Source organism: Arthrobacter sp. DualSoilB13, assembly GCF_055389195.1.
In genome coordinates this window covers 3121494-3134485 of record NZ_AP035865.1, presented here as the reverse complement: position 1 = coordinate 3134485, position 12992 = coordinate 3121494, and the positions used below count along the sequence as shown (strand labels likewise).

The 12992-nt window shown below is 62.2% G+C and carries 11 protein-coding genes; 7 read left to right on the top strand and 4 right to left on the bottom strand.

Annotation, left to right across the window (positions count from 1 at the left end; genetic code table 11):
- The first annotated feature begins 51 nt into the window (after positions 1 to 51).
- From ACZ5J0_RS14470 to ACZ5J0_RS14445, 6 genes are all read left to right on the top strand, one after another.
- Positions 52 to 1524: an FAD-dependent oxidoreductase gene (locus ACZ5J0_RS14470; protein ID WP_464093342.1), complete on the top strand. Its 1473-nt coding sequence runs from the start codon at positions 52 to 54 to the stop codon at positions 1522 to 1524.
- A 150-nt stretch (positions 1525 to 1674) separates the two neighbouring features.
- A complete protein-coding gene (locus tag ACZ5J0_RS14465) occupies positions 1675 to 3018 on the top strand; it encodes a GAF domain-containing protein (RefSeq protein WP_142938277.1) in 1344 nt (447 codons plus the stop codon).
- 96 nt (positions 3019 to 3114) lie between these two features.
- Positions 3115 to 4638 carry an acetaldehyde dehydrogenase ExaC gene (gene exaC, locus ACZ5J0_RS14460; protein WP_142938278.1) on the top strand — a complete coding sequence of 508 codons (1524 nt, stop codon included), beginning with the start codon at positions 3115 to 3117 and terminating at the stop codon, positions 4636 to 4638.
- A 95-nt stretch (positions 4639 to 4733) separates the two neighbouring features.
- Positions 4734 to 5756 carry an alcohol dehydrogenase AdhP gene (gene adhP, locus ACZ5J0_RS14455; protein WP_187697113.1) on the top strand — a complete coding sequence of 341 codons (1023 nt, stop codon included), beginning with the start codon at positions 4734 to 4736 and terminating at the stop codon, positions 5754 to 5756.
- Positions 5756 to 6172 carry a DUF779 domain-containing protein gene (locus ACZ5J0_RS14450; RefSeq protein ID WP_142938279.1) on the top strand — a complete coding sequence of 139 codons (417 nt, stop codon included), beginning with the start codon at positions 5756 to 5758 and terminating at the stop codon, positions 6170 to 6172. The genes adhP and ACZ5J0_RS14450 overlap by 1 nt, the downstream gene beginning before the upstream one ends.
- A gap of 167 nt (positions 6173 to 6339) precedes the next feature.
- Complete coding sequence (locus ACZ5J0_RS14445) at positions 6340 to 7893, top strand: amino acid permease (protein WP_223940689.1); 1554 nt, start codon at positions 6340 to 6342, stop codon at positions 7891 to 7893.
- Positions 7894 to 8076: 183 nt separating this feature from the next.
- Here ACZ5J0_RS14445 and ACZ5J0_RS14440 read toward each other — a convergent pair whose 3' ends face one another.
- The 4 genes from ACZ5J0_RS14440 to ACZ5J0_RS14425 form a co-directional block, all read right to left on the bottom strand.
- Complete coding sequence (locus ACZ5J0_RS14440) at positions 8077 to 8712, bottom strand: DUF2461 domain-containing protein (protein WP_464093341.1); 636 nt, start codon at positions 8710 to 8712, stop codon at positions 8077 to 8079.
- 130 nt (positions 8713 to 8842) lie between these two features.
- Positions 8843 to 10324 carry a catalase gene (locus ACZ5J0_RS14435; RefSeq protein WP_223940687.1) on the bottom strand — a complete coding sequence of 494 codons (1482 nt, stop codon included), beginning with the start codon at positions 10322 to 10324 and terminating at the stop codon, positions 8843 to 8845.
- A gap of 14 nt (positions 10325 to 10338) precedes the next feature.
- A complete protein-coding gene (locus tag ACZ5J0_RS14430; protein WP_142938282.1) occupies positions 10339 to 10815 on the bottom strand; it encodes a Fur family transcriptional regulator in 477 nt (158 codons plus the stop codon).
- 30 nt (positions 10816 to 10845) lie between these two features.
- The gene (locus ACZ5J0_RS14425) at positions 10846 to 11619 is read right to left on the bottom strand and encodes a hypothetical protein (protein ID WP_142938283.1); all 774 of its coding nucleotides are present in this window, start codon (positions 11617 to 11619) and stop codon (positions 10846 to 10848) included.
- A gap of 91 nt (positions 11620 to 11710) precedes the next feature.
- Here ACZ5J0_RS14425 and ACZ5J0_RS14420 point away from each other — a divergent pair, with 91 nt between their 5' ends.
- Positions 11711 to 12982 carry an MFS transporter gene (locus ACZ5J0_RS14420; RefSeq protein ID WP_142938284.1) on the top strand — a complete coding sequence of 424 codons (1272 nt, stop codon included), beginning with the start codon at positions 11711 to 11713 and terminating at the stop codon, positions 12980 to 12982.
- The last annotated feature ends 10 nt before the right edge of the window (positions 12983 to 12992 follow it).

Genomic DNA, 12992 nt, shown 5'->3' with positions numbered 1-12992 from the left:
CGGCCCGGTGTGGGGTGGACATCTAGAATTGGAATCTGCGCGCCCCACACAATGGCGTGGCTCACTGCTTCGGAAGGGCTAACGGTGTCCAACTCAGCCGCAACAACCCCCAATCGTCCGCTTCGCGTCGCGATCGTCGGCGCGGGACCCGCAGGTGTGTACGCCGCGGACATCCTGACCAAATCCAATGAGGTCAAGGACGGGCAGGTGGAGGTCAGCATTGATCTCTTCGAGGCGTATCCGGCGCCCTACGGGCTGATCCGCTACGGGGTGGCCCCGGACCACCCCCGCATCAAGGGCATCGTCAACGCGCTGCACAAGGTGCTGGACCGCGGCGACATCCGTTTCCTGGGCAACGTGACCTACGGCAAGGACCTCACGCTCCACGATTTCCGTGCTTTCTACGACGCCGTGATTTTCTCCACCGGTGCCATCAAGGACGCAGACCTGAACATCCCGGGCGTCGGTATGGAGGGTTCTTTCGGGGGCGCTGACTTCGTGTCCTGGTACGACGGACACCCGGACGTTCCCCGCGACTGGCCGCTCGATGCCAAGGAGATCGCCGTGATCGGCAATGGCAACGTGGCTTTGGATGTGGCCCGGATGCTGGTCAAGCACCCTGAGGAACTCCTGGTCACGGAGATCCCGGACAATGTCTACGCCGGGCTGAAAAAGTCGCCGGTTACCGACGTCCATGTGTTCGGCCGTCGCGGCCCGGCCCAGGTGAAGTTCACGCCGTTGGAGCTTCGGGAGTTGTCCCACTGCAAGGACGTGGACATTGTCCTGTACCCGGAGGACTTCGAATTTGATGAGGCCTCCGATGAAGCGATCAAGACCAACAACCAAATCAAGACCATGGTCAACACCATGACCAACTGGCTGGTGGAGGAGCACGCAGAATCGGAGCAGCCTTCCTCCCGCCGCCTGCACTTGCACTTCCTGCACAGTCCCGTGGAGATACTCGACTCACCTGAGACGCCCGGCAAGGTCTCCGGGATCAAGTTCGAACGCATGCAGTTGGATGGCGCGGGTAACGTCAAGGGAACCGGGGAGTTCATTCAATACCCTGTCCAATCGGTCTACCGGGCAATCGGCTACCACGGTTCGCCGTTGGAAGAGCTGGAGTACGACGCCCGCCGCGGCGTCATACCGAACGACGGCGGTCGCGTCCTGGATTCCGATGGCAACCCGGTGCCGGGGATCTACGCCACGGGCTGGATCAAGCGCGGACCGGTGGGGCTGATCGGACACACCAAGGGTGATGCTTTGGAGACTATCGGCTTCCTCCTGGAGGACAGGCTCAATCTGCCCCCGGCGGAAAACCCGGACCCGCAAGCGATCATCGACCTCCTTGAAGAACGCGGGGTGGAGTACACCACGTGGGAGGGCTGGAACAGGCTGGATGCCCACGAGGCCGCCCTGGGTGCTGCGTGGACCGGCAGTGACGGAGATGGCAATGGCGTAGTCCGTGAGCGCATCAAGGTTGTTCCCCGCGAGGAAATGATCCGGATCTCCCGCGGCTGACGAGGGAGTTTTTGTACAGCTGATGCCCTCATTCGACCACTTTGGGGGCCTTAGCTGTACAAAAACTCCAGCCCTGGAACTAGACTGCTGGGTACTGTCCCGCCCACCACACGTGCAGCGCACTGTTGTTGCGGACTATCAGGGAGTTCGATGAGGAATCCAGTCCATCCGCCCGTTCCTGGCAGCGATGCCGCGGAGCTGCTGCAGAAGCATGCCCTGGTTGGCCATGAACGCTTGGACTCCCTGCGCCTTGGGGCACCGGAGGACATTGTTGGATTACGCCGCTTGGTTCGTGAATCCTGGCAGCGTTCGGCAAACCTGCAGGCCAATCCGGACGTCCCCGAGGCGCCCCTCGCGATGGACCAGGATGAGCTGGAGGAGTACCGTCGGCAGCATCCCTTGGCCACCATCATGCCCGTCATTAAGAAGCTCCTGGTTCAGCCCAGCCATGACAGTGGCCTGCTGGTGGCGGTGGGTGACGACGTCGGCCGGCTTCTGTGGGTGGATGGTGATCCGGTGATGCAGCGCCGCGCTGAAGGCATGATGTTCGTGGCCGGTGCTGACTGGTCCGAGGCCTCCGTGGGCACCAGCGCACCCGGTACCGCACTTGCTTTGGACCGCAGTATCCAGATTTCGGGAGCGGAGCACTTCAAGCGCTCCGTGCATCCGTGGAGTTGCACGGCTGTTCCCTTCCACGATCCCGATTCGGGCGCTGTGCTGGGCGTTGTGGACATCACAGGCACTGAGACTGCCGTGGCGGCGCACACCCTTTCCCTGGTGGAGGCGACAGTTGCTGCCGCTCAGGCACAGCTGCGGATCGAGCGTCTTCAGCTTGCCGCAGCGGTCAAGGACAAACCTCGACGCCGGAGCGCGGCTGCCGCCTCCAGCCACGCGCTGTACCGGAACAGCCTGCAGCTGTTGGGCCGTGACCAGGCCTTGCTCAGCATCGATGGGCGGACGGTTTCCCTCTCTGCCCGGCACAGCGAAATCCTGGCCATCCTCAGCAGCCAGCCCGCCGGACTCAGTGCTGAAGACCTCTGCACGCAGCTGTATCCCGGGGATGGCTCTGCGGTGACCCTTCGCGCGGAGATGGTGCGGCTTCGCAAGGTCATCCAGGAGCTCAGCCCGGACGCGGTCCCCGGGTCCCGTCCTTACCGTCTGCCGGTTGAGCTCTTGCCCGATTCCGGCCAGGTGCTTAGCTGCCTTCAGCGCGGCGCCCACCGCATCGCCTTGGAAATCTACAAAGGTGCGCTCTTGCCACGTTCGGAGGCGCCCGGCGTCGTGCAGTTGCGCGAGCGGGTTTCGCACCTGCTGCGCGAAGCGCTGCTCAGCGACGGCAGCGTTGATTCGCTCCTCAAGTACGCTGAGCTGCCCGAGGCGAAGTACGACGTCGACCTCCGCCTTGCGCTCCTGAAGCTGCTGCCGCCTCGCTCGCCCAAGCGGGCCGCCGTCGTGGCAGACCTTGAGCGGATCGAAACGGAACTGAAAGCGTGAGCTGACTCACATGGTTGCAACGTAGCTGCAACCTCCCCGCTCCTAGGCTCGGATCAATGGCGACAGCCACCGTGATTCGCAGCAAAGGAGCTAGCAATGACTGTTTACGCACAGCCGGGTGCCGAGGGTTCGAAGGTCACGTTCAAGGACCGTTACGAGAATTGGATCGGCGGCGAGTGGGTGGCCCCTGTCAAGGGCGGCTACTTCGAGAACATCACCCCTGTTACGGGCAAGGCTTTCTGCGAAGTTGCCCGCGGCACTTCCGAGGACATCGAGCTGGCACTGGACGCCGCCCACAAGGTTGCACCCTCGTGGGGCAAGACGTCCGCCACGGAACGCGCAGCCATCCTGAACAAGATCGCGGACCGCATCGATGAGAATGTGGAGCTCCTCGCGGTCGCTGAAACGTGGGACAACGGCAAGCCCGTCCGTGAAACCCTCAACGCTGACATCCCGTTGGCGGCGGACCACTTCCGCTACTTCGCCTCTGCCGTTCGTGCGCAGGAAGGCCACCTCTCCCAGCTGGACGAGGACACCACGGCCTACCACTTCAAGGAGCCGCTGGGTGTGGTGGGCCAGATCATCCCGTGGAACTTCCCCATCCTCATGGCAGTCTGGAAGCTGGCGCCGGCGCTGGCAGCGGGCAACGCCGTGGTGCTCAAGCCAGCTGAGCAGACGCCCACGTCCATCCTGGTTCTCATGGAACTCATCGGTGATCTCCTCCCGGCCGGTGTGGTGAACGTGGTGAACGGTTTCGGCGTTGAAGCCGGCAAGCCGCTCGCCTCCAGCTCGCGGATCCGTAAGATCGCCTTCACCGGTGAGACCACCACGGGCCGGCTGATCAGCCAGTACGCCTCCAACAACCTCATCCCGGTCACCCTGGAACTGGGCGGCAAGAGCCCTAACATCTTCTTCGACGACGTCGCTGACCAGAACGATGCTTTCTACGACAAAGCCCAGGAAGGCTTCACGCTTTTTGCCTTCAACCAAGGTGAAGTCTGCACCTGCCCCTCACGGGCACTGGTCCAGGAGGGCATCTACGACTCGTTCATGACGGACGTCGTGGCCCGGACCAACAAGATCATCCAGGGCAACCCGTTGGACACCGAGACCCAGGTTGGAGCCCAAGCATCCAATGACCAGCTGGAGAAGATCCTGTCCTACATCGATATCGGAAAGCAGGAGGGTGCCAAGCTGCTCACCGGAGGCGCCCGGGCGGAGCTGTCAGGCGACCTGGCCGGCGGCTACTACGTCCAGCCCACCATTTTCGAAGGGCACAACCGGATGCGGATCTTCCAGGAGGAAATCTTCGGCCCGGTAGTGTCCGTCACCAAGTTCAGCGACTACAACGACGCCATCGGCATCGCCAACGACACCCTCTACGGACTGGGCGCCGGTGTCTGGTCGCGCAACGGAAACGTGGCCTACCGCGCAGGCCGGGAAATCCAGGCCGGCCGTGTGTGGGTCAACAACTACCACGCCTACCCGGCAGGTGCCGCTTTCGGCGGCTACAAGTCCTCAGGTATTGGCCGTGAGAACCACGCCATGATGCTGGACCACTACCAGCAGACCAAGAACCTCCTGGTCAGCTACAACGAGAACAAGCTGGGCTTCTTCTAAGAGTTTTTGTACAGCAGATGCCCTTATTGAGCGTTCTTAGGGGCATCAGCTGTACAAAAACTTCCACTATTCGTATAGATCAAAGGAGATCGTCAATGACTACAACCATGCGAGCTGCAGTAGTTACGGAATTCGGAACCGACCTTACGGTCAAGGATGTTGAACGCCCGACGCCGGGGCCAGGCCAGGCGCTGGTCCGTCTCATAACGTCGGGGGTATGTCATACCGACCTGCACGCCGCCGAAGGCGACTGGCCGGTCAAGCCGACGCCACCGTTTATCCCAGGCCATGAAGGTGTGGGAGAAGTAGTGGCCCTCGGGGAAGGCGTCACGGATGTCGCCGTGGGCGACCTCGTAGGGAATGCCTGGTTGTGGTCTGCCTGCGGGGACTGCCAGTACTGCCGGACCGGCTGGGAAACCCTGTGCGAGTCCCAGCAGAACGGCGGCTACAGCGTGGACGGCTCGTTCGGGGAGTACATGCTGGTGGATACACGCTTTGCGGCGCGGATTCCCGAGGGCTCGGACCCCGTTGAAGTTGCTCCGGTGCTGTGTGCTGGAGTCACTGTGTACAAGGGCCTGAAGATGACAGAGACCAGGCCCGGCCAGTGGGTCACCATCTCCGGCATCGGCGGTCTGGGACACATCGCCGTGCAGTACGCGGTGGCCATGGGCCTGCGGGTAGCCGCGGTGGACATTGCCGATGACAAGCTGGCTCTGGCACGTGAGCACGGCGCCGAACTGACGGTCAATGCCTTGCACGAGGATCCGGCGGAAGTCATCCAGCGCGAAACAGGCGGCTGCCACGGTGTCTTGGTGACCGCAGTCCACCCCTCTGCATTCGGCCAGGCGATCGGCATGGCACGGCGTGGTGGAACCATCGTCTTCAACGGCTTGCCTCCGGGAGACTTCCCTGCGCCGATCTTCGAGATCGTCCTCAAGGGACTGACCGTCCGGGGCTCCATTGTGGGCACGCGGCAGGACCTTGAAGAAGCATTGGAGTTCTATGCCCAGGGAAAGATCAAGCCCACAGTCTCAACAAGGGAACTCTCCGAGGTCAACGCTGTGTTTGACGAGATGAAGCACGCCAAGATCGACGGCCGCGTGGTGCTGAAGTTCTGATGAACAACATCAGCGTAGAAGCCGCGGTGACGCTACCCGGGGAAAATTTCTCCCGGGTGGCGCTCACCGCGGTGTCCGTGGACCTGCTCCGCAAGCTCTGGAAGCAGCACGGGCCGCTCATGTTCCATCAGTCCGGTGGCTGCTGCGATGGATCCGCCCCTATGTGCTTTCCGGCGGGGGAGTTCGTGACAGGCGATTCCGACGTTCTCCTCGGCAGGTTCGATATCGGCACCGGAGGAGAGCCGCAGCCGCTCGAGTTTTGGATGTCCAAGGAACAGTTCAATTACTGGTCCCACACCCACCTGACCGTGGATGTCGTCAACGGCCGAGGCAGTGGTTTCTCGGTTGAGTCACCCGAGGGCAAGCGATTCCTGATTCGTTCCACCCTCATGGACTGGGATGTGCCTAGCATCTAGGGCCAGATAGCTGGTGTGACGGGGGTTACCGGACCTCCGTCACATCAGTCCCACCGGCCTCGCCTTTCACAAGCCGTCTCACTATCTGGGATAAATATGGTCGTCCATTGGCCGGACACTATTCTTGATGAGTCCTATACCACTCCCATCCAGAATGTGGCATTTTTATGAACATTTTCAGGACCAAGTCGATCGAGCAGTCGATCGCCGATGCCGATGAGCCCGGGCGTAAGCTGAAGCGCAGCCTCAGTACCTGGGACCTGATGATCATGGGCGTCGCCGTTGCTGTCGGCGCCGGTATCTTCTCCGTCGGTGCCAAGGCTGCTGCAAACTTTGCCGGCCCGGCCGTCACCATCTCGTTTGCCATTGCCGCTGTCACGTGTGCTTTGGCCATCATGTGCTACGCCGAGTTCGCCACGGCGATCCCCGTTGCAGGCTCCGCCTACGTCTTCACTTATGCCACCATGGGCGAGGTCCTGGCTTGGATCATCGGCTGGAACCTCATCCTTGAACTCTTCACCGCCGCTGCCGTGATCGCCAAGTACTGGGGCATCTACCTCAGTACGGTCTTCGGCCTGATGGGCGTGGAGATGCCGCCGTCATTCCAAGTGGCTGGTGTTGACCTCTACTGGGGTGCCTTCCTGATTGTTGCGATCTTCACGGTCCTGCTGGTGCTGGGGACAAAGTTGTCCGCCCGTGTTGGCAACATCTTCACCCTGATCAAGATCGCCGTGGTGCTCTTCGTGATCGTTGTTGGCTTCAGCTACGTGAAGTTCTCCAACTACACGCCGTTCATCCCTGCCTCGGAGCCCACCGAATCCGGCGCCGCTGACGTCATGAAGCAGTCCTTCTTCGGCTTCCTCACCGGCGCTGCTCCCGCCCAATATGGAACCCTCGGCGTCTTCGCCGGTGCAGCCCTGGTGTTCTTTGCCTTCATCGGCTTTGACGTGGTGGCAACCTCGGCGGAAGAAGTCAAGAACCCGCAGAAGACCCTTCCCCGCGGCATCTTCGGTGGCCTCGCAGTGGTCACGCTTCTCTACATTTTGGTCTCCCTGGCGCTGACGGGAATGGTTTCCTACACGCAATTGGCCGAGGTGAAGAACCCCACCCTGACCACGGCTTTTGAGGCCGTGGGTAACACTGATGCTGCCAAGATCATCGCATTTGGCTCCCTGGTGGGCCTGACCACCGTGATTATGGTGCTGCTCATGGGCCTGTCCCGTGTGGTCCTTGCCATGAGCCGCGACGGACTCCTGCCGCGTTCTCTGTCCAAGACCAGCGACAAGCGCTCCACGCCGGCCCGCCTGCAGATCATCTGTGGCGCAGCAGTGGCCATTGTGGCAGGCGTAACCAAGGTGGACTTGCTCGAGGAAATGATCAACATCGGGACGCTCTCTGCGTTCGTGATGGTGAGCCTGGGCATCCTGGTGCTCCGCAAGAAGCGCCCGGACCTGAAGCCTGCCTTCCGTGTCCCGTTCGGCAAGGTCCTGCCGTGGGTCTCCGCAGTACTCTGCTTCTACCTCATGACCAACCTCGCCGTTGAAACCTGGATCTTCTTCGCCATCTGGCTGGTCATCGGCATGGGCATCTACTTCGCTTACGGCCAGCGCCACTCGCGGCTGAACGAGAAGTTCGCTGTAGCCAAGGCCTCTGTCAACAACAGCCCGGAAGGCCGCCAGGGCAAGGGCGACGAGGACGAGGATACCTTCACCAAGGTATAGACCAATGTGAGCAGCTTGTCAGACAGCTGCCTGATACAGCTGTACCAGTCGTCTAAATAGCTCTCTAGGCGCCCGGGAACCATCGGTTTACGAACCATCGGTCTCCGGGCGCTTTTGCGTGGCGGCGGCAGCAGCGCCGGCATCGGTTCGCGCCCGCATCGGTTCGCGCCAGCCTCGCCTCGGCTACGGCGCTGCATGCTCACCCACCCACTCAACCAGCGGCCTCAGCACTTCCCACCGGGCAGCAATCTCCTGACGGGCTGCGGACGTGGACACCCACTCCGGTTGGCCCACCTCTAGGCCCGCTGACAAGGACTTGTGCTTGAGAAGCTCGGCCCGTGGATGGTCCTTATCGAAACCTCGCGGAACGGTCTTGAGTCTCTCACCTTCAATGGCGAAACCTGCCGCCGCCACCGCATCCACAATCTTCTGGAGCTCCAACCCGCTCTCAGGGGCGTCCACTGCAGCCCGGAAACGTGCCAGTTGCGCCGGAGTGTGGGAGTGGTAGCCGCCGCCGATCAGCAGGCCGTCGGCGCTGATCTGCAGATAGAAGCCCACGCCCTCCTGCCCGGCAGCAAAAGCCCCTTGAGCTGTCTTGTACGGGGACTTGTCCTGGGAAAACCTGACGTCCCTGTTCGGCCGAAAGATCTTTGCCGGCCCGAACTCCGGCTCCAGCTCCGAAAGGAGCGATACCAGCGGTTGCTTCACCTCGGCGTCGTACGTTGTTTTGTGTTCCAGCCACCACTCACGGTTGTTGTTCTCTTCAAGCTCGGCGTAGAAACGGAATGCGGCGGTAGGGATGCCTTCAAATGTGGTCATAGAAGGATCCTAGGGACGGCAACGTCTGCCCAGCCATAGCCTGGGTGGGCTATGTGGAAAACAAAAGAACACCCCGCCGCGGAGAAGATCCGCAGCGGGGTGTTCTGGAAAGCACTAGAGCAAAAGACGCTTAGACCTTGTTGGCTGCTTCGGCGTCGGACTCGGTCTGGCCTGCACCGAGGTTGGCACGGAGCTTGGCGCCAAGATCGGAGTCGACGTTGGTCCAGTACTGGATGGCGCGTTCCTTGATGTCGGCGTTCTTCACGCCGCCAACAGCACCGGTGATGGTGTCCAGGAGGCGGGCCTTTGCGGCGTCGTCGTAGACCTCGCGGTACAGGGTCCCGGCCTGGCCGAAGTCGTCGTCCTCAGCGTGCAGGGTGTGGGCGGAGAGGGTGAGCTCGCCGTCGTTCTCCCAGCCGCCAGCCGGTGAAGTCGGCTCAACAGCAGCCGGGCCACCCACCGAGTTCGGTGCGTACACCGGGGTGGAGGGGGAATTGAACAGGAAACGACCCTGGCCGTCCTGGCTGTAGTTGTTGACCTGGTTCTTCGGCTGGTTCACCGGGATCTGAGCGTGGTTGGTGCCCACGCGGTAGCGGTGTGCGTCTGCGTAGGAGAAGATGCGGGCCTGCAGCATCTTGTCCGGGGAAGCGGCGATGCCCGGTACGAAGTTCGACGGCGCGAAGGTGGCCTGCTCGATCTGCGCGAAGTAGTTCTCAGGGTTCTTGTTCAGCTCCATGGTGCCCACGTGGATCAGCGGGTAGTCAGAGTGCGGCCACACCTTGGTGAGGTCGAACGGGTTGAAGCGGTACGTCTTGGCATCCTCGTACGGCATGACCTGGACGTGCAGTTCCCAGGAGGGGAAGTTGCCATCGGCAATGTTCTCCTGGAGGTCGCGGATGTAGAAGTCCGCGTCCGAACCGGCGAGTTCTTCGGCCTGGTCGCCCGTGATGGTCTTGACGCCCTGGTTGGACTTGAAGTGGTACTTGACCCAGAAGCGCTCACCGGCGGCGTTGATCCACTGGTAGGTGTGCGAGCCGTAGCCCTGCATTTCACGCCAGGAAGCCGGGAGGCCGCGGTCGCCCATAAGCCAGGTGACCTGGTGGGCGGACTCGGGGGAGAGGGTCCAGAAGTCCCACTGCATGTCAGCGTCACGCAGGTGGCTGCCCGGGAGGCGCTTCTGGGAGTGGATAAAGTCCGGGAACTTGATGCCGTCGCGGATGAAGAAGACGGGGGTGTTGTTGCCAACGAGGTCGTAGTTGCCCTCGGAGGTGTAGAACTTCACGGCGAAACCGCGGGGGTCGCGCCAGGTATCGGGAGAACCGTTCTCGCCTGCGACGGAGGAGAAACGGATCAGCATGTCCGTCTCGACGCCCGGCTGAAGGAAAGCTGCCTTGGTGTAGGCCGAAACGTCCGAGGTGGTCTTGAACGTACCGAAAGCGCCGCCGCCCTTGGCGTGCACTACGCGCTCCGGCACCCGCTCGCGGTTGAACTGCGCAAGCTTTTCCACCAGGTAGTGGTCGGTGAGGATGATGGCACCGTCAGCGCCGACGGACTTCGAGTGCGCGTCGGACGTAACGGGGGCACCTGACTGAGTCGTTGAAATGGCAGTCATTGTTCTCCTTTTTCTTATTTCTGAGTTACGGAAGTTACGGGAAGCTGTTGTTTGGACTGGCAGTCCTGGCAGATGCCTTGGTACAGGACATCTGCGATCTGAATGGTCATGGGCTTGGAATTCTCATCCCAATGCGGTGTGAGGCACGGGGCGTGGCCCACGGCGCAATCCACGTCCTCCACCTTGCCGCAGCTGATACAGACGGCGTGATGGTGGTTGTCGCCCACGCGGGTCTCGTATAGAGCAGGGGAGTGCGGCGGTTCAAAGCGGCGCAGCATCTGCAGGTCCGTGAGGTCGCTGAGCACAACATAAACGGACTGCGCCGTCAGTTCAGGAAGCTCTGTGCGGGCAGCGGCAAGAATGCCTTCTGCCGGGGAGTGCGGATGGTGCTGGACTGCGGCGAGCACTGCCAGCCGCTGTTTTGTCACACGCCGGCCGTGGGCATGCAGGGCGGCTGCCCATTCTGCTTGCTCGGCTGTGTGATCTGTCATGCACTCATTGAAACACTTATTTTGAGGAGTTCACAATAAGGCAAGGCTAACTTCCGGTGAACTCATCAGCGCTTCCAGCGGATTGGCTTCCTCTGCCGCGGATCGGCCCAGCGCATGGACCCGCAGCGGACTACCTGCTGTCTCCGATTCCAGTGCCAGGCAGCTGAATCCGCTCAGACCCCCGCTCAAGGGAAGCTCAGCCAAGGCGGCCGCCATGGCCAGCAACTCCGCCGGCAAAACATCACGGACCAGCGCCACCGCCCGGACAGGCTCAATCACTGTGTGGTGCGGTCCTGCTTGCACCGCCCGCACCAGCGGACCGGGAATAGTGGAAGGCTCGACGGCGTCGCCCGCCCCCGGCTCAGAACTCATGGCGGCTTCTGGCCGCCTCCGCCGCAGCGCCTCACGGACGGCGGCATCGGTAGCTTCCAAGTGATCGGGCTCCCCGAGACGACGGTGGGCCGGCAACGAAAGCTGAGCCCCCGGCGTCGTGGTTTCTCCGTCCCAGCGCCCGAACAGATGGAACGTAGGTGTTGAAGACTCAGCCACAGGCTCGCCGATGGCGGAGCCCAGCGGATGCCAACGGTGGGCGAACATCACCGCGTAGCGGGTTGCCCCCAACACGTCATGGAGTGCTGCGCGCACAAGGTTGTGGCAGAAAAGCCAGTCGGTCGCTGATGCATGGGCGAACTCGGTGGCAGGGTCAGACAACCGGATCAGGATGTGCCCGGCCGTGAGGGGGTGGCGCGGCCGGGCTATTTCCCAAAACCCCGAACGGTACAGCAATCGTCGCTCCAAGCCCATGTCAACTCCTTCCCCGGGGTGAGCCTACCAAGCGTTACCGAAGGCGGGGAGAGTTACGGGAGGTTGCCTCAGGGGTAGTTAGGGTAAGACGGTGGCGAAACTATTGGCAGATATCACCCCTTTGAAGGAGAGCCCGGCTTTTCGGCGGCTCTGGCTGGGGGCCTCGGTAGCTGCCATAGGAACCCAATTGACCTTGGTGGCCGTTAGCCTGGAGGTTTACCGGCTCACACAGGAGAGCTTCTACGTGGGCCTCCTGGGCATCTTTGCGCTGGTGCCCTTGGTCATCGCCGGGCTTTACGGAGGCTCCGTTTCGGACGCCTATGATCGCCGCAAAGTTGCCCTCGTTGCTTCGCTTGTCCTATGGGCCACCACGGCCGCCCTGGCCTTGCAGGCGTGGCTGGAAATCGGAAACATCTGGCTCCTTTATGCGCTGGTGGCCGTACAAAGCGGCGCCCAAGGCATCAACGGCCCGGCCCGCAGTGCCATCATTCCGCTCCTGGTCCGCAAGGATCTGCTTCCCGCGGCCAATGCCCTGAGCATGCTGACATTCGGCCTGTCCATGACAGCCGGGCCGCTTCTGGCAGGTGTCCTGGTGGCAACCATTGGATTCGGATGGACGTACACCATTGACGTCATTAGCTTCACCTTCGCTTTGTGGGGGCTTTTCAAACTCCCGCCCCTACCGCCTTCCAAAGACGCTGTGCGGCCAGGGCTCCGCTCCGTGGTGGAGGGATTCCGGTTCCTGGGGACGCGGCCTAATGTTCGCATGACGTTCATCATCGACCTCATCGCCATGATCTGCGCCCAACCCCGGGCCTTGATGCCGGCCATCGGGGCAGTAATGATCGGCGGAGGCGAAACCACGGTGGGTGTTCTGCTTGCCTCCACAGCCGTGGGTGCTTTCCTGGCCGGGCTCTTTTCAGGGCCCCTGGGGAGAGTCCGCAAGCAGGGCAGCGCCGTGGTGTGGTCGGTGATCGGCTGGGGCGCGTCCATTGCCGGTTTTGGGCTGGTGGTGCTGCTGGCCGGCGACTCAGGGAAGGGTGGCGTCACCGCCTGGCTGATCCCCGCCGCGCTGTGTTGCGCCCTCGCAGGGATCTCGGACTCCATTAGCGCCGTCTTCCGTACCACCATCCTCCAGTCAGCCACGCCGGACCACATGAGGGGGCGGCTTCAGGGTGTGTTCATCGTGGTGGTGGCCGGAGGTCCCCGAGTGGGGGACATGCTGGCCGGCGGTGTCACCCAGTTCCTGAGTGAAGGCGGAGTGTTGCTCCTTGGGGGACTTCTCTGCATAGTCCTGGCCTGGGTGGCTTCGCGAATGCAGCCCGGATTCGTCGCCTACGACGCCAAGCATCCGGTGCCCTAGGCCACCAGGC